The sequence below is a fragment of the Haloarcula sp. CBA1131 genome, assembly GCF_008728975.1.
Lineage (GTDB): Archaea > Halobacteriota > Halobacteria > Halobacteriales > Haloarculaceae > Haloarcula > Haloarcula hispanica.
Genome location: NZ_RPCY01000001.1, coordinates 2262507 through 2283766 on the forward strand (window position 1 = coordinate 2262507; position 21260 = coordinate 2283766).

Sequence of the window (21260 nt, forward strand, 5' to 3'; positions counted from 1 at the left end):
GTTGTTGGATCGGCTGATTCCATGTGAGACTGAGTAGGTTGAACCACCTACGTCCGACGAGACGAACCAAATTGACGACCGTCGCTCCGGCGCTTCGAACACGGACGACGAGCAATAGGATTACCCTTGACTGTGGAACCAGTGGCGAGCCGCCGCTGTTTCCTCAAAGAGATCGCGGTTGATCGAGTCGTCAGCCATATCGACGACTTCTCGACGGATATCTGTGAAACGACGCTCTCGGGCATAACCAGCGAGGTGTTCGAGACCGGGACATGCCCGCTAAATTCACGTCGTTTCGACCACCAACCCCCATTCGATATAGCTGCATACAGTTTATGTGTTCGGAACAGACCGTGTGATGGTGAGTCCGAGGACAGTAGATGGACTACAGACAGTAATCTCAGCCACTTAGCTCCACAGACTTCCGACACGCACTGGTGAGGAAACGAGATCACGAATTGAACGTCCGCTCGACGAGGTATTTGACCAGATAGAACCCACCAATAAGGGTAACAGCCATGACTACGAGTACAATCGCAATCATGAACAAAAGGACAAGTGCGTCGTTAGCCATCGGACCCACCCGCCTGAGAAAGTGCGTATCGTCGAACGCGCATGTCGCTAGCTTCAGCCTGGACACGCTAATGAAGTAGGGTTTCAGTCCGACATTCTCTGGCACTCGCGGTTTATATTGGGTCCACTTTCGATATACCTGGGTGATCCATGTGGAAAAGGGATAGCAAGGCTCGAGTAGGTCACGTATCTGGTTGCTGACAGCGTCCTATACCTTGCACTGAACAGAGCGTTCAGGGACGGTGGTGGAAAGCGGGACATTCCGCTCAGTCGGGAGCGGAAATATCGAATATGGCTGACCGTAACCGAAGTCACCGGTACGCAGCGGTCGCTTCTGAGGAAGGCCATTCTGCATTTGGCTACGGAACCGTCGACAGGGTATTTTAATGGCGATCTGTGTTTCCCAACCGAGTCACGACGGAACAGAACCAAATCGTGTTCTCGTGGCGAGAGGGCGCTTTTCGGCCACTGCAGCGAACCAGTGGTGTGTAGGGTCACGATAGCGAGGGTCGCCAAGACTGGCACTGTAGCAGCGACGGGTACGCGCTTTAGCAGCTTGTGGAGTACACTTTGGGGCCTTGAGTCCGAGAGAGAACAGTCCCGGCATACTTAGGCAACGACGGCTTCCCCCAATAAAGTCGTAATATGGCGATTACGGCGGGACATAGACGGCCTCTCCATTTGGCAACAGCGCCAACAGGCGCGTCACCAGAACTGACGCGCGTGTCATCCGGGAAAGTCGCGGCTGTCGGTATGCAGCGTGAGAGAGCAAGGGGACAGTATGCAGGAAGGGTCTGCGACACCTGAGCGGTTGCGACAGACTGTCCGGTCCACTGGTTTGAGTATTGGTGAGTAGCTGAACCAGGCCGGAATAGTCTCGGACCCACTCGAAGTGGTCTCTCACTAGATCAGAACGACACTGCCTCGTATTGACAATCCGTGACTGTGCTACCATACGTCTTTATCCTGCTGTGTTGAATAGCGTCTCCTGAGCCACGGTGAGGCGGCACCGATTTTGAGATTACCGGCATCAGCCCCTGACAAGTCAATTCAAATTTCCACTGTCCCGACCAGCACCGCTATTCAACACAGCAGTCTACTCTGCTCTGTTGAATAGCGGCATCTGAGCTACACTGAGACGACCCCGGTCTTGAGACCACTAGCGTCAGCTACTAACAAGCCGACTCAAATTCCGACCACCTCAACCAACACCGCTATTCAACAGAGCACTTTATCCGGGTAATGGAATGGACCGATCAGATGAGGGACAGAAATCTACGCCCATTTTGTATTTGTGTATCTGACCTTATCTACTGCTAAAATGACAGACTACTATCAGTATCGGCGCATAACTCCCGCAAATAGGGTACCACGCACCCAAATAAGTGTGTTTATCCCTGAGTATGGGACTACATTGAAGTCCCCGGCGTCCCAGGGTAAAATGTGTCCAGTGACAGTGAACGAACGACGGTTCGGACGTACATTCCGGCCTACCAGAAAGAACAGTGGCAGGCCCACGCCGAGGAACTGGATATGAGTCAAAGCGAGTTCGTCCGGACGATGGTACAGGCGGGCCGAAGCGGGTTCGAGCCAGTAGCATCCGAAACAACCGAGTCGGACGCCGCTGAGAGCGAGAGCGAGGAACCCCGTTCTCCGGACGCTACCCCTGGGGGTGACGGGCTGGAAGACCGGGTCCGAGAGATTCTGGCTGACGGAGACTACTACGAGTGGGACGACCTGCTCGCCGGACTGACCGACGATATCGAGGAACGCCTCGAAGAGACGCTGCAGGAACTGCAGTCCAACAACGAAGTGCAGTACAGCGGGCGACACGGAGGGTACGTTCGGGACGAATGAGCACGGATACGACCACGCCGGACGCCGAGTCGGACCCGGTCGGGTATTTCCTCGATGACATCACGTACCACGGAAAGAGCGACCGAACTCGTGCCTCCTACGAGCGCGTCCTTCGGGACTTCGAGTCCTATCTGGCAGACGGCCACCAGCCCATTCCCGTCCAGGAGGCCTCCCACCGGGACTGCATGGCATATGTTCACAGCCTCCGCGGTAACGTCGAAGAAAGTACAGTCGCGACGTACGCCTCCTATCTACACCGGTTTTTCGCGTACATGACACAGGTAGGTGTCTTCGAATCGAACCCGATGACGCTGGTCATGGAAGAGATGGACGAGTCCATCAATACCGACCCGACCCGCCGCGAAATCGACCTCCAGTCGATGCGGACGTTCGTCGACAGCGTCCCACATCCGCTAGAGCGGGCTATCGTAGTGACGTTGCTGAAAACGGGTATGCGGGCCGGCGAACTGTGTAACCTCGATATCCGTGACCTCAACCTCGAAACCCCCGGCCCCAGACCGGAGATCCCGGTCCGAGCGGGGCTCGACGGGCGTCCGGACTCGTTGTTCGTCGCGGCAGACACGGCTCGTGGCGAGGCCAGTAACGGGGAAGAGCGGACAGCGTCCAACAAGCGGAAACGGGAGACGACGATCCCTGTCGACGCCGAACTGGCATCAGTGCTGCGGCACTGGCTCGCAATTCGGCCGGACACACAGTCCCCAGCAGCGCCGCTGTTTGTGTCTACAAGCGACAGCTGGGGGAGCGACTCACGCCGAATATGGTACACCACATCGTCGAATCCCACGCGCGCGAGTTCGGTTGGTACTCGGACGGTGGGGGAGCCGAAGAGAACGTTACGCCGCACTACTTCCGGCACTTCTTCACGACACACCTTCGGGATCGGACCGGTGATCGCGGCGTCGTCAAATACCTCAGAGGCGACGTGGCACAGGACGTCATCGATACCTACACCCACGAATGGGGAACTCGGGTCAGGGATGTGTACGAGGCCGAAATTTACTCGCTACTGTGATTTTATTGTTGTCTATTCAACACTATTGCCGCACTCCGGGTGGTGGCTGCTGAACTAATAAATCATATAGCGCTATATAGAACTGGGCGGATTCTGCTTCTCAGCTGTGTTGTCTCAATGGACGATTTCGATAGCCGCATACGAGACAGGAGGTGCGGCCGGATTACACTGCGGGGCCTCCCAGCAGGTAGCTCGACCGAGCAGCGCTCTGGCACGCGCTTGTTGGGGGACTCCCGACCGGACTACAAGAGATCATACCGGCTCGAAATGGAACGTCCTACTGGTGGCTGCAGATGCCGGGATCACGCACGTCTCAGACGTAGACCCTTCCGGATGCAGGTCCCTGGGAGGGCTACTCGGGGTCCAGAAGTTTCGACTCCGCAGTTCGGAGATGTTCGAGGAGCGTGGTCTTCGAAATATCCATCTGGTCGGCGAGTTCGCGGACCGAAATCCCACGCGGCCACTGATAGTAGCCGGCCTCGCGGGCCGCTTCGAACGCGCGCCGCTGGGCCGGCGTTAGCGAGTCGGTTCGGAGCCCACCCACCGACCGCTCGGAGTCGCTGTCAGGCGTGACGATGGACTCGACCGACACGTCAGCGTCGGCGTCGGCTTCGACGGCATCGAGTGCGGACTGTATTTCGGGCCGCTCTCCGGTGAAGCTCACTTGCCACCGTTCGCGCCCGTCTTCGATACGAACGGGCGCGCTGTGGACGAATCCGTGTTCGAGGAGTGTTGGGCAGACTAACTCTTCTGGGTCGTACTCTAGCAGGAACTGTCTGACGACGGTTCCCGGTGCATCGCGCTTGTGTCCGATGCGTGCCTGAAGTTCCTGTATCTCTCCGGCGTGAGGTGACGCACGGACTGCGTCGAGGCAGTCCTCGACAGCCGACTTCGTGGCTCCGTACGCCGTAAACACGCCGTTGACCGATGCTGTCGGCGACTGGACGGTCTGTTGCACCGTATGTGCCAGGATACCGCCATCGGTGTGGTCGGTTGCTTCGATAGCCCAGCAGTTCGGGTGCCACAGGTCGAGCGTCAGTCGTGCTCCGGCGCTTTCAGCGTGACTCATGGGATGTGCTGAACTCTTTGGTTGGTGATCCTAAGAGAGTGGTCATTGTCTGGTGTGTCCGACACCGGCGGTTGCAGTGTGCGATTCGACACGGTCCATCAGTGCTGATGCCGACACGACCAGAGCCAGATACAGTATCGCCACCAGCACGAAGAGTTCGGTATACTGGTACGTTTCGTTAGCGATGGTACTCGTCCGGCCGTACAGCTCTTGGACGGTGATGAAACTCGCCAGCGAGGAGTACTTGATGAGGTACACGAGTTCGTTCGTCCAGCTGGGAAGCGCGAGTCGGAGGCCCTGTGGAACGACGACGTACCGTATCCCTTCGAGCTTCGAGAGCCCGATGGCGCGTGCAGCGGTCAACTGCCCGCCGTCGACGGACTCCAGTGACGCGCGCAGATACTCGGACTGGTAGGCGGCGCTGTTCAGCGTGAAACTGATGACAGCGACCCAGAACGCCTGCGCGGGAATGAATCCGACGCCGACCCCCGGGACGCCTCTGAGAACCTGCGTCAGTGAGGTCGCGAAGTAGAGCACGAACAACTGGGCGAGCAGCGGCGTCCCACGGATGAGTTCAGTGTACGACAGGGCGAGCCAGCGGGCCCACCGCCCACCGTACACGCGGACGACGCTGAGCGGGAGCGCCAGCGTGAACCCGAGACAGACGCTGAAAACCGTCAGTAGCACCGTCGTCCAGACGCCGTGGGCCAGTGCCGGCAGATACGCCGTCGCGTCGGCGACAAACCGGAGCGCGTCGGCGAACCACACGAGCGGCGCTCCGGCAACACCGAGTGACGCGGCGAGCGAGGCGACAGTGTCCGCTGTCGTCAGAAACGGGGCCGCCGGGACGAACGGTGCCCCGCGGTCGAGCCCGAATACCCCCGCGAGAACGAAATCAGTGGTCCAGCGGGCGAGAACCCAGACCCAGAACAGTGCCAGGCCGACTGTGAGGGGGCGGACGGTGAAGACCGTCTCCACGCGGTCACGGAGCCCCGGATTCGGCGACGTTGTCGATTCGGCCGTGCTCATGCCGTCTCCTCGTGTGCGTGCAATCTGCTCAGGAACTGTTCGGTTCTGTCCGCTGTCGGGTTCTGGAACAGTTGCTCCGGTGGGCCGTGTTCGACGATTTCACCGTCGTCGAGGAACACGATGTCCGACGCGGCCGACCGCGCGAAGTCCATCTCGTGACTGACCACGAGCATCGTGATTCCTTCGGCGGCGAGGTCGCGCATCACCTCGACAACCTCGCCGACGAGTTCCGGGTCGAGCGCGCTGGTCGGTTCGTCGAACAGTAACAGTTCCGGGTCCATCGCGAGTGCGCGCGCGATACCGACGCGCTGTTTCTGTCCGCCGGAGAGTTCAGCGGGGTAGGAGTCGGCCTGCTCCAGCAATCCGACCTGTTCGAGATGGGTCCGGCCGGCTTCCTCGGCGTCAGCAGCGTCCATGCCGAGTACTTTTTTCGGGCCGAGCGTGACGTTTTCGAGCGCCGTCAGGTGCGCAAAGAGGTTGAAATCCTGGAACACCATGCCGACCTCCTTTCGGAGTTCGTTGACGTCAGTGTCGGCTCCGGTCACGTCCTGCCCGTCGAGGGCGATCCGGCCACTGTTGATCTCCGTCAGTCGGTTCACACATCGGAGCAGCGTGGACTTGCCCGAGCCGCTGGGGCCGATGAGGACCGTCACGTCGCCCTGGTCCATCTCGAGGCCCACGCCCTCCAGTACCTCTTCGTTCCCGTAGGACTTGTGCAAGTCGTCGATTGAAAGTAGTGGCTGTGTCATGTCGTTCCCTCCGGTACGGCGTAGTAGTCACTGAGCTTGTCGAGCGACCGATTCGTCGCGAACGTCAGCACGAAGTAGACGAGGCTGACGGCGAGGAATATTTCGAGTGCCGCCGTCGACTGCCCGCCTTCGTAGAGGTTCTGTCCCGTCGTCAGCAGCTCGCCGATTCCGATGACGATGGCAATGCTTGTGTCCTTGAGGACGATGGTAAACTCGTTCTGGAACCCCGGGACGCTCCGGCGGAGCGCCTGCGGGACGACGACGTGTCGAATCGCTTCGAATCGGGACATCGCGACGGCGCGTGCCGCTTCCAGCTGTCCGTCGTCGACGCTCTGGAGCGCACCGCGGAAGATCTGTGACTGGTAGGCGGCGCTCCGGAGACCGAGCGCGATGGTCGCCGTGACGAACGCGCTACTGGAGATAGAGAGGCCGAAGTACAGAATCATAATGATGACCAGCAGCGGGGTGCCACGGAGGACGACCCCGACCTGTTCGACCAACCGCCGGGCCCTGTCCGAGCCGTACACCTCTATCGCACCGGCCGGGAACCCGACGACGAATCCCAGGAGAATACTGGAGACGGTGAGCGCGATGGTGACAGCTGTCCCGCCGAGCAACAGGCCCCAGTTGTTGGCGACGAACAGCCAGTCAGCGGTCTGGAGTAGGATTGCTGCCATGGCCTCACTTCTGTCCGAACCACTTCTCGGTCAGGTCCCGGTACGTCCCGTCGTCCTCGACGGTAGTCAGCCCGCTGTTGAGCGCACCCGCGAGTTCGTCGTTACCGGACTGAATCCCGAAGCCGAACTGCTCGCCGGTCTCGTGGACGAACGCGGATTCGATGGGGCGGTCTGCCACGAAAGAGTTCGCGACGGGGACGTCGATGATGATGACGTCGACGTTTTCGTTCAGCAAATCCTCGACGGCGAGCACGTAGTTGCCGTACGCGTTGTAGTTCGACTCCGGAACCGTTCCCGCTTCGATGAGCTGGTCCTTGATGACGGATTCGCCGGTCGTCCCCTTCTGTGCACCGACCGTCGCTCCGGAGAGGTCGTCTAACGACGACGGCGAGAACGACCCGCTCTCGCGGACGACGATGGCCTGGTTCGAACTGTAGTACGGGTCGGAGAAGTCGATCGCTTCGTCGCGGTCGTCGTTGATCGTCATGCCTGCCGCGACGACGTCGACGTTCCCGTTGTTCAGCGCCGGAATGAGTGATTTGAACTCCAGTTCTTCCCACCCGCTCAGTTCGTACTCCGACGCCGCGATAACAGCTTCCAGCAACTCGACGTCGAAGCCGACGAGTTCGCCGTCCTGCTTCATCTCGAACGGCGGAAAGCCCGGCGCTGTTCCCGCGGTGAGCGTCTGTGAGTCCCCGCTGCCCGATTGACAGCCAGCGACCGACAGGGTCGCGACAGTGCCACCGATTGCCTGCAGATACCTCCGTCTGTCTACGCGTGCCTCTCGTGGCATAGTCCCACAGTCGAATCAATCATATTTTAACATTTCGGTTACCGCAGAAGTCGCGAGGGTCAGGCCGACGCGACAGGGTCTGCAACCTCGGTAAACACCGAATCGAGGATGTCGAGACAGAGTTCCAGTTCGCGCTCGGTGACGTCGAGTGGCGGGAGGAGCCGGAGGGATTTCTGGCCACAGCCGAGCGTGAGAAGGCCGTGTTGGAGCGCGGTTTCCATCACGGCATCGCGTCGGTCAGCCGTGTCGAACTCCAGCGCGGTCATCAGGCCGAGACCGCGAACGTCCTCGACCAGCTGACGGTCCGCCGAAACCTCGCGGAGCCGATCCATGAAGTACGTCCCCTTCTCGGCGGCGTTGTCCAGCAGGTCGTGGTCCTCGATAGCGGCGAGTGTCAGTGCGCCGCGCATGGAGCCGAGGATGTCTCCGGCCCCCACGTCGAGGAGAGCCGCGACGTTTCGGACGGGAAGATGTCCGAGCGGGAGATGGTCGCGCCGACCCGGAGCGCTTTCGCGCTCGTGATGACGTCCGGTTCGATGTCGTAGTGGTCGACAGCCCACATCTCGCCCGTGCGGCCGGCTCCCGACTGGATTTCGTCGGCGATGATCGGGATGTCGTGTTCCCGGCAGAGGTCGTCGACGGCCGAGAGGAACTCGGGGCTCGGGACGCGATAGCCGCCTTCGCCCTGTATCGGCTCCAAGATGAGGAATGCGACTTCCTCGGGCGGGATGTGGCCGGTGTCTGCGTCGAGTTTCGAACGGAGGCGCTTGACCCCGGCCTCGGAGTACTCCACGTCGTGGATCCCGCTGAGTTCGGGGAACTTCCGGCGGTAGACGGACTTCGAACGGTTCAGCGAGAGCGCTCCCAGGGTCCGACCGTGGAACGCGCCGTCGAAGGTAATGCCGTACTTCGGCGTCTCGCAGTTGTCGTAGCAGATCTTCATCGCGTTCTCGACGGCCTCTGCGCCGGAGTTCGAGAGGAAGACGGTGTCGAAGTCGTAGTGGCTGGTAATGTCGGTCAGCCTATCCATCAGGTGGGCGGGACCCGGCAGCGACGTTTCGTCGGGCGAGCCGCCGGTGCTAACGTAGAAGTCCTGGCCGGCTATTTTCAGCGGGTCGACCATGTCGAACTCGTCGGCTCGGTCGAGCACTTTCGGGTTGTTGTAGCCGAGCGGTGACGCGGCGACGTGGCAGGTGAAATCGAGCAGGACGTTGCCGTCCGCATCGGTACAGAACGGACCGATTGCGTCTTCAGTGATGTCCCAGACGAAATCGTACACGTACGTGCTCGGCGCGGCGGTTTCGTGGTGGTACTCGACCCACTCGCTGCTCTGTGGGCCGGGAAGGCTATCGACACGCGGCTCCGCAGTATTGCGGTCCATGTTATCACAATCGCCATCATTGGTAATAAATCACTGTGTTCCGGCCCCGCGTGCCGGCCACACAACTGGGTGCGTGCCGCGGTTCGAAGCTATAGTAACAATTGAAACGAGTTACACACTGATCGCACTGCCGTCATGCGATCAGGTGTGCCTTGATTTTCAATGGCTACGATACGCTACAGGATCCGCTTGCCGAACGCGCTGGCGGCGAGTTCGGCCGCTCGTTCGCCCGTCGTGTTGCGCTGGTCGAGGATAGGGTTGACCTCGACGACGTCGAGCGAGCGCAGCACCGATTCGGCAGCGTCGCGGTCGGCGACCCGTTCCATCGCCGTATGTGCCTCCCGGTAGGTGACGCCGCCCGGGACTGGCGTCCCGACCCCCGGCGCGTCGTCCGGGTCGAGCCAGTCGAGGTCGAGGCTGACGTGGATGTCGTCGACGCCGTCGGTCGCGATGTCGAGCGCCTCGTCGGTGACCGGTCCGATACCGCGCCTGTCGATATCTTCCATGGTAAAGACGGAGATGTCGCTCTCACGGAGGACCGCTCGTTCGTCAGCGTCGAGGCTCCGCGCTCCGACGATGGCGGTGTTCTCCTCGGCGACGTTCGGGGCGGTCGCCCACGGCATCTCTGCGAAGTCGCCGTAGCCATGGGCGGCCGCAAGCGGCATACCGTGGACGTTCCCGCTAGGCGACGTAGTCGGGGTGTTGTAATCGCCGTGGGCGTCGAACCAGATGACGCCAAGTTCGTCCGTCTGGGCCGCGCCACGCATCGTGCCCATCGCGATAGAGTGGTCGCCGCCTAACACCAGCGGCACGCTCCCGTCGGCTATTTCCGTCGCCACCCGGTCGGCGAGGGTGTCGGTCATTTCGGCGATCGCATCGAGGTACTTCGCGCCGTCGTCGGTGGTCGCCGACTGCGACTGTAGCGTCGGCAGTGCGAGGTCCCCAGCGTCAGTGTATTCGACGCCGGCCGTATCGAGGGCGGTACTGAGGCCGCCGTAGCGAATCGCCGACGGCCCCATGTCGACGCCACGCCGGTCGGCACCGAGCGCGAAGGGGACACCGAGCACCGCGACAGGTGACACGGAACGACTGTGGTCTCGCGAGTGGGTAGACTGAAGGGACATCCGTTGCTACGGCCATAGCCCGCGGGCGTTCATAGCCTCACCGATTCGTGAGAGCGCGACGATGTAGGCAGCCGTTCGCCATGTGACGTCACGGTCCTCGACTTCGGTCCGGAGAGCCTCCCAGGCATCGAGCATCTCGGCTTCGAGTTCTTCGTTGACCTCCTCGCGGGACCAGCTCCGGCGATTGATGTGCTGGAGCCATTCGAAATAGCTCACAGTGACGCCACCGGCGTTGGCGAGGATGTCCGGGATGACTGGGATGTCGCGCTCTTTGAACACAGCGTCGGCTGCTGTCGTTGTCGGGCCGTTCGCCCCTTCGACGACGATGCTCGCCTGCACGTCTGCAGCGTTTTCCTTGGTAAGGACGTTCCCGACTGCCGCGGGAATGAGGACGTCAACATCGAGTTCCAGCAGCTCGGCGTTAGATATCTGCCGTGGTGCGTCGACGTCCCCTAGCTGGCCGTGTTCGTCGCCGTCAGCCGAAATCGATTCGATATCGAGGCCGGATTCGTCGTAGATGCCGCCGTCGACGTCGCTGACAGCGACGACGGATGCGCCCCAGGAGTCGAGGAGGCGTGCGGCGTTCGCGCCGACAGCACCGAAGCCCTGTACGGCGACAGTGGCACCCTCGACGGTTCCGTCGTAGTAGTCGAGCGCTTCGCGGGCGACGATGGCGACGCTCCGGCCGGGTGCTTCCTCGCGGCCGTGTGTCCCGCCGACCGCTGTCGGTTTGCCGGTCACGATGCCGGGGACCGTCTCGCCTTCCTGCATCGAATACGCGTCCATGAACCAGGCGACGGTCTGTTCGTCGGTCCCCATATCGGGTGCTGGGATGTCTTTCGTCGGCCCGACGACTTCGCGGAGCTCCTCGGCGAACCGACGGGTCAGTTGTTCGGTCTCCTGTGCGTCGAGCGTCGACGGATCGACGACGATGCCGCCTTTCGCGCCGCCGAAGGGGAGGTCCATCACCGCACACTTCCACGTCATCAACATCGCCAGCGCCGTACACTCCTCGGCGGAGACGCTCGGATGGTATCGCATGCCGCCTTTGTACGGCCCTCTGACCTCGAAGTGCTGGACGCGATAGCCGTTGAACACCTCGACGCTCCCGTCGGTTCGGCGGATCGGGACAGACACCTCGACGGTTTTCGATGGGTGACGGAGCTGCTCAAGCAGCCCCTCGGAGAGATCGAGGTGTTCGGCCGCCCGCTCCAGTTGGCGGCGGGCTGTCGCGATTGGCGATTCATCGTCGTCTGGTGCTTGTTCTGATGGCTCCTTCTGTGTGCTCATGATTGGTTGGTGGATTCGGCTCTTGGTTCCGGTGCGTACGCCCGTTCGCTTCGGGACCAATGGGGCGAGTACGCTGCGTCGTTCAGCACGCTGCTTCCGTCCTGACTGTCAACATCCGACGGCTGGAGTGAGACAGTGTATCGGCACCAATACCGGTATTGTTAATAAATATTTGGGACTGTCTGCGGGACAAATAGTTTGAACATAGCAAAACCAAGCAGACATCTTCATTCGTCGCTTATAGAGTATTATGGGCCAGATTAGTGGCGTATTTGCAGAATATCCGATAAATATAGCTTTGATATGCTCAACATAGGCGAGGCCACACTGGTCAGATGAAGCCACGCCGGATAGCAGAATATCGACGCAGACGTGCTATACCATGGCCTAGTACTGAACAGAGAATCGCCCAGTGTTTTGACTATCTCAAAAATAGACTTGGCACGGCAGTGTCGGAGCACTGTACTGGGAGAGACCACCCACGACAGGTATAACTCCCGCGGCGACCCGCCGGAAACAGCCTGTAGGCATGGCTATCGGGCCTGATACGCTACCTCGACCACTTACTAACGATGGTACGACTGTTATTGTGGCTCATTTGCCGGGTGAATCGCTCCGTTCGACGGTCACAGTAGCACAGCCGAGATTTGAGCTATCCAAATGTCGGAGACCGGACGCCGTCGTCGTTTCGTGGTCGTCGCCGACAGATGGAGACGAGTGTACGACGCCGTTGTTACGTGCCCCGGTCAAACGAGGTCATTTCGAGATTGACTTCGATGAGGTTCGCGGCCTCCATCACCATCTCTGGGATTTCGGTGTCGAAACGGGTCCCTTTCAGACGGCTGGTCGGTGCAGTCACACTGACCGCGCCGACGACGGTCCCGTCGTTGTCCAGAATCGGCGCACCGACCGCCCGAAGGCCCCGAATCTCTTCCTCGTCGTTCGTCGCGTACCCTCGCTCCCGGATGGTCTCTAGCTCGTCGCAGAGCGTCTCTCGGTCCGTAATCGTGTGCTGTGTCTGTCGCGAGAGCCCTTCACGGTCGATTATTTCCTCGACGCGTTCGGACGGGAGACACGAGAGGATCGCCTTCCCCGAAGCACTGTCGTGGAGGTGCTGTGGGGCCTCCCGCAACTGGAGGTGGTAGTCCATCCCGACGGCGTGTTCCCCTCGCCGCTCGTAGATGGCGACTTCGCGCCCGTCGTTTTCGACGACCAGATGGACGTACTCGCCGGACCTGTCCGCCAGTTTGTCCACTTCCTCCTGTCCAGCGGTGTAGAGTTCCGTCTCGTTGCGGACGTGTTCGCCCATCGTGACGAACCGAAAACCGAGCTGGTACGTGTCGTCGTCCTTCGTGAGAAAGCCACAGTCGGTCAGCGTCGCAAGATACGTGTGAAGCGTTCCCTGGGAGAGCTCGATTCGCTCGTTCAGTTCCTGCAACGTCGCGCTGTTTGACTCCTGAACGGCTTCGATGATCTCGCAGGCGTTCTCCACGGACTGTATCCGCCGGCCCGTGTTTTGTGTGTCGGCGTCGTCGGTCATTACCCCAGTAGAGTTGCCGTCATTATTTAAAAACCCGGATGTGAGCGATGAGCGACCGGAACACCCGCTTGGACGCTACCGACCGACAGGGAGTAATGCCACGCACAGTATGACCGTCCGACTCATTGCGGACAGAATCGGTAACAGCCGAGCTGTGAGTGTGTCTGTGCTGTGAGCCGTAGGGCGCTGTCTTATCGAGGTGTTCAGATTAACGCTCAATTTGCACCTACTATTGAGTTATTTATCCTTGAGCTATCAATTTTAATATCGTATATCGCACTTCTAGATTGAAAGTTCGGAACCGTCTCTAATATAGTCCGTTTTTCTATCCAGAAATGATGAATACAGATATAATTACCTCTGATGGAATCTGCTGCTGTTCTACAGTACCGTAATCGCTGCTAGATCGAAACCGCACGATGGGTCCCGGAGACGGTGGTGCTAGCCGACAAGGATATATAAATAGTCGTCCAGAACACGGGGGTGTTGTCCGGTAACTAAAACACTTATTGTTGTTACTGAACGAGACACTAGTATGTCAACGACGCCTGCGCAGGACGGCACGCAGTGGTTCCTGCATACATGGCGAGACCACATTCTCGAGCCGATCGAGACGGCTCTCTCCGTGCTTGACGTGGAGGAAACGGAGCTCGCGGCCGAGCAAGGTGGTCTCGAAGACTTCCTCCAGCGCCTGCGTGCCGTCGACCCCGCCGACCAGCCCTCCTCCCCCGTCGGTGCGCGAGGTCGACAGTCCGCATCAGACCCCGTCGAAGCGCTACGGGACGCCTACGCCGACACGGTGCTGGCTGTCGACCACTACGAGTCAGTGTACGACGAATCGCTGGTCGAGAACGTCGCTATCGAGTTTGGGCCGGACTACGCAGCGCTGTTTCACCCCGAGACGAACGTCGGGTTCTCGCCGCCGCTCAAACGCTCGCTGGTGGCAGCGACCGAGCAAGCAATCGACGAACGGACCTCGCTGGACCGCGCTGTCAAAATCGAACAGGAGTCGATGCTGGAGTACCGCAGCAGTCTGCAGGAGATCATCGAGACGCTCGACAGCACAGTCGTGCCCGAGTGGTATCGCGAGACGTTCCAGAGTGACGTTACTGCGCTTCTACAGGAGCGCCAGGACCAGCTCCACTCAAGCGTCTACCGGTTCGAGACACACGAGTTCTGTACGTACATGTACGAAGAGCAACTCTGGACGTATCCGGTGTTGACCAGTCTCGCGCGGTTACAGGAATCTGTGGACAGCTGAACGGGCGGCTCTCTGGCAGACAGGTGTAGGCGTCACTGAAGCGCGGTGAACTGGACGCCGGCACACCCTCCCAACTTGAGGAGTACTGAGACGAGTACACAGTCGTTGTATTCCGCGGCAACCGTCACGAGAGGACACCATTCACTATCTCCGGGCGAACATATTCGCCCCGCTTCCTGCGAGATGAGAGTGCGGTTCCCTATATATACAGGTTGGTCTTCGAGTTGCAGCCGTGAGCTACCATGGAAACGCGTAGAACATTCGTTCGCGGTCTGGGTCTCGCGGCTGGAGTCGCGCTAGCTGGCTGTTCATCGGGCGGCGGCTCCGACAGTAGCGGTGACGGCGACTCAGGTAGCGGCGGTGACGGATCAGACGGCGGCGAGACCGAGTCCAGTGACGGCGGGAGCGAGTCCGAATGGACCGAGACGAGCACCGTCGAAATGACGGACGAACTGGCATACGAGCCGAAGAAAATCCAGGTCGAGGCAGGCACGACGGTCACGTTCGAGAACGTCGGCAGCATCGGCCACACGGTGACGGCCTACGAGGACGAGATCCCCGACGGCGCGGACTACTTCGCGTCCGGCGGGTTCGACTCCCTGCAGGCCGCGAAAGACGGCTACAGTAACGGGCAGGAAGGCAACATTCCGAAAGGCGAGAGCTACGAGGTTACGCTGGAGACGACGGGGACCTACGAGTACTACTGCATCCCCCACGAGATGAACGGGATGGTCGGCACAATCAAGGTGGTCTGATATGAGCAAAAACGAAACCCCACGCGATCCGAACGAAGTCCTCGAAGAGTACGAAGAAACCCTCGACTCGGTACTGGCGGAGGTCGAGTCCCCCGACGAATCGACTGCGGACGACAACCTCTCGCTGGGACTGCCCGGCCTCTCGCTCGGTCGCCGAGACTTCATGAAGGCCGGCGTCGCCGCCGGTGCGATGGGGTCCGTCGCTGGCTGTTCAGCGCTGACCGGCGGTGGCGATGGCAGTGCCGGCAGCCAGTCGACACCCTCGGGCAGCGGCGCGAGCCACACGGTCGAACCGGGCGAACACGACGAATACTACGGCTTCTGGTCCGGCGGCCACTCCGGCGAACTGCGGGTCATCGGCATCCCGTCGATGCGGGAACTCACCCGTATTCCGGTGTTCAACACCGACTGTGCGTCGGGCTATGGGTTCACTGACGGGACTCAGGAAATGCTGGAAGAGGGCGGCGGGTATAGCTGGGGTGACAATCACCACCCGAACCTCTCGGAGACGGACGGTGACTACGACGGCGAATACCTGTACGTCAACGACAAGGCCAACGGCCGCATCGCCCGCGTGAATCTCACGTACTTCGAAACGGACGCCATCACGGACGTCCCGAACATGCAGGCCATCCACGGCTGTTGTGTCCTCTCGCCGGACACGAAGTACGTGCTGGGCAACGGCGAGTTCCGCGTGCCGCTGCCCAACGACGGGACCGACGCGAAGAACCCAGACAACTACACGTCGCTGTTCGTCGCCGTCGACCCCGAGTCGATGGAGACCCAGTGGCAGGTCAAGGTCGACGGGAACCTCGACATCGTCGACACCGGCAAAGAGGGTCGGTGGGCCATCTCCTCGGCGTACAACAGCGAGGAGGCCACCGACATCCAGGGCATGACGAAAGACGACCGGGACAACGTCAAGGCCTTCGACATCCCGGCCATCGAGCAGGCCGTCGAGAACGGGAACTACGAGGAGGTCAACGGCATCCCCGTCGTCGACGGGACGCAAGAAAGTCCGCTCAACCAGGGCGACCGCCCCATCGTGAAGTACATCCCGACACCGAAAAGCCCCCACTGTGTCGAGGTCGGCCCGAACGGCGACTACGCCTTCGTCGCGGGGAAGCTTTCGCCGACGGTGACGATGATCGACCTGAACGCGCTGGCCGATTCCTCCGACCCGGAGGATGTCGTCGCCGGGCGACCGCGCGTCGGGCTCGGCCCGCTGCACACGACCTTCGACGGCAACGGACACGCCTACACGTCGCTGTTCATCGACTCACAGGCCGTCAAGTGGGACATCGAGGCGGCCGTCGAGGCCGAAGAAGGGTCCGAGGACCCCATCATCGAGAAGCAGGACGTCCACTACAACCCGGGCCACATTCAGGCGCTGGAGGCGATGACGACCGACCCCGACGGGGAGTGGCTCGTCAGCCTCAACAAGCTGTCCAAGGACCGGTTCCTTCCGGTCGGCCCGATTATGCCCGACAACGACCAGCTCATCCACATCGGGCAGGGCGAGGAGGAGATGGAACTGGTCGCGGACCACCCGGCCTACCCCGAGCCACACGACTGCGTGTTCGCCCACAAGGACAAGATAGACGCCAAGAAGGTGTACGACAAGGACGATTACGAGGAAACGTACATCACCGAGGAGGACTCCGGTGTCGAGCGCACGGGCGACAACAGCGTCCACGTCAAGATGACGACCAAGCGCTCGGAGTTCGGCCTGCCGGACTTCACGGTCCAGGAGGGCGACGAGGTGAAACTCTCCACGACCAACATCGAGGGCATCCAGGACATCATCCACGGCGTTGCCATCCCCGAGCACGACATCAACTACGCCGTGGCCCCGCAGGACACTCGCGAGGTCACCTTCACGGCCGATGACCCCGGGGTGTACTGGATCTACTGCACGTACTTCTGTAGCGCCCTGCACCTTGAGATGCGCAGCCGGATGATCGTCGAACCGGCGGAGGGGTAGCGACACAACCCATTTCGGAGGTGTTCAGCCATGCAACGACCCACTATCGACGACTTCCGCGAGATTCGACGGGGCCTCCCCGTGGGAGCGGCGCTGCTGTTCGTCGCGGCGCTCGCGTTCCCGATGTGGCACATCAGCGTCGACGCGGTCCAGTATCCGAGCACGACGCTGCACGTCTCCCTGTACGCCTACCCCCACCTGACTGGGGATTTCATCGAGATGGCGCGGCTGAACCACTACGTCGGGTTCTACTTCCCCGACCCGGTGTTAGTCGAGCCCAACTTCCCCGTCGAGGAGAACGCCATCGACGTGCCCGAGTGGGCGCTGGGACCGGTCGCGTTCATCGGCGTGTCACTGTTGTCGGTGTTCGTCGCAATCGCACCGACCACCGAGAAGCTCAAGCGCGGCCTGAAATACCAGTTCGGCGGCACCGTGCTGGTGTTCACCGTGATGCTGGCCGATATCCAGTACCGGCTCTGGCAGGCCGGCCACACGCTCGACCCGGGCGCGCCGGTGATGGGCGTCGACGGCTTCACGCCGCCGCTGTGGGGCCAGTATCAGGTCGCCAACATCACGAGCGTCTCCCGGTTCGGCCTCGGCGCGTACATGGCCGCAGCTGCCGTTGGACTGCTCGCGGTTTCGTACTACTACCGCGACCAGGCGGCGACGTTCAGCGAACTCCCGGCCCGATTCCGTAGCGGGCTCACCGGGCTTCCCGACGCCGTTCGGGACCGCCTCGGCCGTGACGGCGACACCGACGACGAGGATGACGCCCCGCACCGCCCCACGACCACCGCGGTCAAATCTGACCAACCAGAAACCCACTCATGAGCCCACTGTCCCACGATTTCGAGCGCGTGTTCGCCGTCGCTACCGCGGTCCTGCTCGTGCTGTCGGTCGTGGCTGTCGGGATGGCCAGCGCCGGCCCGACCGGCAGCGACGACCTCGCCTTCAACCCCGACGTGCCCGAGACTGACTCGTTCACCGCCCCGTCGGCCGACGGCACCGCAACGGTCGACGGCGAGACCTACGACAGCGCACAGGCGGCAGTCGATGCGGCGGACCCCGGCGACACCGTCACGCTTGCCGGTCGCTTCGACGAGACTCTCGTCGTAACGACGCGGAACGTCACGCTGTCCGGGAACGGTCCCGGGTCAGCGCTGCTGCACGGCGACGGCGAGGGCGACGTGCTCGCCGTCGAAGCGCAGGGCGTCACCGTGGCGGACCTTTGGGTCCGCAACAGCGGCTACAGCGCCGCGACGAACGACGCCGCGATATTCGTCAACGGAAGCGACGTCACCGTCCGCGACAGCCGCGTGACCGACATGACCTTCGGCATCTGGCTCGACGGCGTCGACGACGCCGAGATCCGCAACAACACCATCGTCGGCCGCGAGGAGATAACGCAGTTGACCAAACGCGGCAACGGCGTCCAGATCTGGAAGACCGAGGACAGCGTCATCCGGAACAACGACATCACCACCGTCCGGGACGGACTGTACTTCAACTGGGCCAAAGACGTCAACGCCAGCGAGAACACGATGTGGGACCTCCGGTATGGGGTCCACTACATGTACTCGGACGACTCGCACCTGCGGGACAACACCGCCTTCGACAACGACGTCGGGTACGCGCTGATGGTGTCGAAACACCTCGTCATCGAGGACAACGTCGCGGTCAACAACAGCGGGCAGTCCGGCCACGGCATCCTCGTCAAGAGCATCGACGACACGGACATCCGCGGCAACCACCTCGTCGACAACGAGAACGGGCTGTTCGTCTACAACTCCGTCAGCAATCGCATCGTCGGCAACCTCGTCGTCGGCAACGATATCGGTGTCCACATCGCCGCGGGGAGCACCGACGGAACCGTGACCGAGAACAGTTTCATCCGCAACAACCGGCCGGTGCTCGCGGTGATGAGCGACCAGGTCCACTGGAACGAGAGCGTCGGGAACTACTGGTCCCGGGCGAACCCGACCGATGTTGACGACGACGGCGTCGGCGACACCCGCTACCAGCCGGCCGGGACCGTCCAGCAAGTGACTGCCGAAAAGCCCGCCGCGCGGGTGTTCGCCAGTAGCCCGGCCTTCGACGCCGTTCGGCTGGCCGAGTCGTCCGTGCCCGTCGTCCAGTCGCCCGGTGTCGTCGACGCCCGCCCGCTCACCGAACCACCCCACGAGAACTGGAGGAGCTACTATGAACGTGATTGATGTCGACGACGTATCGAAAGCGTACGGCGACGTGCAGGCGCTCGACGGACTGAGTCTGTCTGTCGAACAGGGGGCCACCCTCGGCGTGTTCGGCACGAACGGGGCCGGCAAGACGACGCTGTTCAAACTGCTCGTCGGGCTGAACCGACCGGACGCTGGCAGCGTCTCCGTCGCCGGCGCGGACCCGACCGACGGGACCACCGTCCGCGAGCGAGTGCGCTACCTGCCGGAGCACGCCGGTTTCCCGCCGAGCCTGACCGGCCGCGAGATACTCAGCTTCCACGCCCGGATGCGCTCGGTGCCCCGGGAAGACCGGGCACACCACGTCGAGCGCATCCTGCACACCGTCGGACTCGCGGACGCCGCGGACCGCCGCGTCGGCGGCTACTCCAACGGGATGAACCGTCGGCTCGGACTCGGCACGGCGCTCGTCGGCGAACCGGCCGTGCTGATACTCGACGAACCGACGGCAGGGCTCGACCCCGACGGCATCCGGGCGTTCCACGAGGTCGTGGAATCCCTGGCAGCCGAGACGGACGTGACTATCGTCTTCTCTTCGCACGCACTCGGGGAGATTCAGCGGCTCTGCTCGGAGGCAGTCATCATCGCCGACGGACAGGTGGCGACGGCGGGACCGGTCGAGGAGCTTCGCCGCGCCGCCGCCGACGAGGTGACGGTGTCGCTGTCGCTCGCGTCCGAGGCGGCTGCGAGCGACGCGGCGACCGACCTCGGGGACCACGAGGCAGTGTCCAGCGTCAGCCGCTCCGGCGCGGCGGTGACGGCACGGACTACGCCGACCGACGCCTACGACCTGCTGACCGCCGTCGGTGAGGGGTACGACATCGACCGCTTCGAGGTCCGCGAACCCGGCCTTGAGGCCGCGTTCCACGAGGCCGTCGGGGCGGACGACAGCGATGACACCGGCTCCGACAGCACGGCGGCGGCTGCGGAGGCGGCGACCGAGGACTCCGGAGGTGAGCCGGCATGAGCGAGGGCGACTCCTCGACAGATCCGACCCCGGACGGCGGCGTCGTTTCGGTCGACGCTCCGGCTACCCGGTTGCACGACGGCGGAACCGAGGGAAGTACGGCCACGGACGCTGCCGACGAATCGGCGCTTGCTCGGTTTGCCGACAGCAGCCTGCTCACCATCGCTCGCCGGGAGTACCGGCTGGCCGTGCGGAGCCGGTGGGCGCTCGGCGTGGCGCTGCTGTTCGGTCTCTTCACCACCGCGGTTGTCCAGTTCGGCGCGAGTTCGGTCGGCCCGGGTCGCTTCGACGCGGTGATCGCGACTATCGCCGAACTCGGCGTCTACCTCGTTCCGCTGACCGCGCTGGCGGTCGGCTACGACGCCATCGTCGGGGCGGACGAGCGCGGGTCGCTCGAACTCATGCTCGCGCTCCCGGTGACGAAAGGCCGTGTCGTCGTCGGGACTGCCATCGGCCGGGCGGCGGTGCTGTCCGGCGCGATGTTGCTGGGCTTCGTCCCCGGCGCGCTGCTGACCGTCCGCTATATCGGTCTCGCCAGCGTCGGGCAGTACGCCGCCGTCGCCCTCGCTGCGGTCCTGACCGCCTGTGCGATGCTGGGCGTTGCGGTGCTGGTCTCGACGGTCTCGCGGACGAAAACCCACGCGCTCGGTGCGACGCTGGCCATCTGGCTGTGGGTCGCGCTGTTGCACGATCTGGTCGCACTGGGGGCGGTTGCGGGGTTCGACCTCGGCTCCGGCGCTATCGCCGCGGCGATACTGCTCAACCCCGTGGACTGCTTCCGCGTGCTCGCGCTCTCACAGGTGGACGTGGTCGCCGGTGGCTTCGGCAGCGTGCTGGCCCAGGCCGGGCTGACCGTGCCGATGGTCGCCGCGGCGCTCGTGGCGTGGGTCATCGTGCCCATCGGCGTCGCTGCGAAACTCATCCAGCGACGGCGTCTCTGAAAA

General features: G+C 62.1%; 17 protein-coding genes and 2 pseudogenes. 9 read left to right on the forward strand and 10 right to left on the reverse strand.

Annotated features, from left to right (window positions below):
- Positions 1-451: 451 nt before the first annotated feature.
- Complete coding sequence (locus Har1131_RS22540; protein ID WP_004962120.1) at positions 452-574, reverse strand: hypothetical protein; 123 nt, start codon at positions 572-574, stop codon at positions 452-454.
- Between the two features lie 1442 nt (positions 575-2016).
- Here Har1131_RS22540 and Har1131_RS11495 point away from each other — a divergent pair.
- Positions 2017-2430: a DUF5805 domain-containing protein gene (locus tag Har1131_RS11495; protein WP_151103272.1), complete on the forward strand. Its 414-nt coding sequence runs from the start codon at positions 2017-2019 to the stop codon at positions 2428-2430.
- Positions 2427-3463 (forward strand): annotated as a pseudogene (locus tag Har1131_RS11500) (tyrosine-type recombinase/integrase). Before Har1131_RS11495 ends, Har1131_RS11500 begins: the two are co-directional and overlap by 4 nt.
- Positions 3464-3815: 352 nt before the next feature.
- Here Har1131_RS11500 and Har1131_RS11505 read toward each other — a convergent pair.
- From Har1131_RS11505 to Har1131_RS11545, 9 genes and pseudogenes are all read right to left on the reverse strand, one after another.
- Positions 3816-4532 (reverse strand): helix-turn-helix domain-containing protein, encoded by a 717-nt coding sequence (locus Har1131_RS11505; protein ID WP_151146494.1) that lies wholly within the window; start codon positions 4530-4532, stop codon positions 3816-3818.
- Between the two features lie 42 nt (positions 4533-4574).
- Entirely contained in the window at positions 4575-5561 is a 987-nt protein-coding gene (locus Har1131_RS11510) for an amino acid ABC transporter permease (RefSeq protein WP_151146497.1), read from the reverse strand.
- Entirely contained in the window at positions 5558-6310 is a 753-nt protein-coding gene (locus Har1131_RS11515) for an amino acid ABC transporter ATP-binding protein (protein ID WP_014040118.1), read from the reverse strand. Before Har1131_RS11515 ends, Har1131_RS11510 begins: the two co-directional genes overlap by 4 nt.
- Positions 6307-6987: an amino acid ABC transporter permease gene (locus Har1131_RS11520; RefSeq protein ID WP_014040117.1), complete on the reverse strand. Its 681-nt coding sequence runs from the start codon at positions 6985-6987 to the stop codon at positions 6307-6309. Before Har1131_RS11520 ends, Har1131_RS11515 begins: the two co-directional genes overlap by 4 nt.
- Before the next feature lie 4 nt (positions 6988-6991).
- Positions 6992-7780: a basic amino acid ABC transporter substrate-binding protein gene (locus tag Har1131_RS11525; RefSeq protein ID WP_151146501.1), complete on the reverse strand. Its 789-nt coding sequence runs from the start codon at positions 7778-7780 to the stop codon at positions 6992-6994.
- Positions 7781-7839: 59 nt separating this feature from the next.
- A pseudogene (locus Har1131_RS11530) lies at positions 7840-9161 on the reverse strand (aspartate aminotransferase family protein).
- 176 nt (positions 9162-9337) lie between these two features.
- A complete protein-coding gene (gene rocF, locus Har1131_RS11535; RefSeq protein WP_049942903.1) occupies positions 9338-10285 on the reverse strand; it encodes an arginase in 948 nt (315 codons plus the stop codon).
- Between the two features lie 6 nt (positions 10286-10291).
- A complete protein-coding gene (gdhB, locus tag Har1131_RS11540; protein ID WP_008309650.1) occupies positions 10292-11575 on the reverse strand; it encodes a glutamate dehydrogenase GdhB in 1284 nt (427 codons plus the stop codon).
- A 733-nt stretch (positions 11576-12308) separates the two neighbouring features.
- Positions 12309-13115 carry an IclR family transcriptional regulator gene (locus tag Har1131_RS11545; protein ID WP_014040113.1) on the reverse strand — a complete coding sequence of 269 codons (807 nt, stop codon included), beginning with the start codon at positions 13113-13115 and terminating at the stop codon, positions 12309-12311.
- A 535-nt stretch (positions 13116-13650) separates the two neighbouring features.
- Between Har1131_RS11545 and Har1131_RS11550 the strand changes: the two genes are divergently transcribed.
- The 7 genes from Har1131_RS11550 (at position 13651) to Har1131_RS11580 (ending at position 21257) form a co-directional block, all read left to right on the forward strand.
- Positions 13651-14376, forward strand: a complete 726-nt coding sequence (locus tag Har1131_RS11550; protein ID WP_050037872.1) for a hypothetical protein — start codon at positions 13651-13653, stop codon at positions 14374-14376.
- Between the two features lie 242 nt (positions 14377-14618).
- On the forward strand, positions 14619-15131 hold the full coding sequence (locus tag Har1131_RS11555; protein ID WP_151146504.1) for a plastocyanin/azurin family copper-binding protein: 513 nt from the start codon (positions 14619-14621) through the stop codon (positions 15129-15131).
- Position 15132: 1 nt separating this feature from the next.
- Positions 15133-17115: a TAT-dependent nitrous-oxide reductase gene (gene nosZ / locus Har1131_RS11560; RefSeq protein WP_151146509.1), complete on the forward strand. Its 1983-nt coding sequence runs from the start codon at positions 15133-15135 to the stop codon at positions 17113-17115.
- Between the two features lie 30 nt (positions 17116-17145).
- A complete protein-coding gene (locus Har1131_RS11565; RefSeq protein ID WP_050037870.1) occupies positions 17146-17946 on the forward strand; it encodes a hypothetical protein in 801 nt (266 codons plus the stop codon).
- The gene (locus Har1131_RS11570; RefSeq protein WP_151146513.1) at positions 17943-19328 is read left to right on the forward strand and encodes a nitrous oxide reductase family maturation protein NosD; all 1386 of its coding nucleotides are present in this window, start codon (positions 17943-17945) and stop codon (positions 19326-19328) included. Before Har1131_RS11565 ends, Har1131_RS11570 begins: the two co-directional genes overlap by 4 nt.
- On the forward strand, positions 19315-20316 hold the full coding sequence (locus Har1131_RS11575) for an ABC transporter ATP-binding protein (protein WP_023843219.1): 1002 nt from the start codon (positions 19315-19317) through the stop codon (positions 20314-20316). The genes Har1131_RS11570 and Har1131_RS11575 overlap by 14 nt, the downstream gene beginning before the upstream one ends.
- Positions 20313-21257, forward strand: coding sequence for an ABC transporter permease (locus Har1131_RS11580; protein WP_050007405.1), 945 nt, complete (start codon positions 20313-20315; stop codon positions 21255-21257). Before Har1131_RS11575 ends, Har1131_RS11580 begins: the two co-directional genes overlap by 4 nt.
- Positions 21258-21260: the final 3 nt, after the last annotated feature.